This is a genomic window from Priestia sp. SIMBA_032 (assembly GCF_046535215.1).
Classification (GTDB): Bacteria; Bacillota; Bacilli; order Bacillales; family Bacillaceae_H; genus Priestia; species Priestia aryabhattai.
In genome coordinates, this window is record NZ_JAWRXD010000688.1 from 1 (window position 1) to 271 (window position 271).

The following is a 271-nucleotide window of genomic DNA, read 5'->3' on the forward strand; positions in this document are numbered from 1 at the left end:
CTTGCCGGCCGCATCCATGCCCTGCACGACCACCAACAGCGCGTGACGGCCTTCGGCAAACAGTTTGCGCTGCCATAAGCGGATCGCGCGGCGATAAGCATCCATCGGCTTGCGGTAGTCGCCACGGTCCCGGTAGTTGGCTGTGACGGCGGTGGGAAAGCGCTCCAACGCGAAAGTCTCCCCGTCGTCCACGCGATACGGTGCAACTTCGACGCGCGCTGCTTCAGTGTCCATGTCGACTCCCGAAAACGGACCCATCGGACGCGCGGAT

General features: G+C 63.8%; 1 pseudogene. It reads right to left on the reverse strand.

Features of this window, described 5'->3' with window-relative positions:
• A pseudogene (locus SB717_RS36025) lies at window positions 1-234 on the reverse strand (hypothetical protein); the annotation flags it as partial.
• Window positions 235-271: the final 37 nt, after the last annotated feature.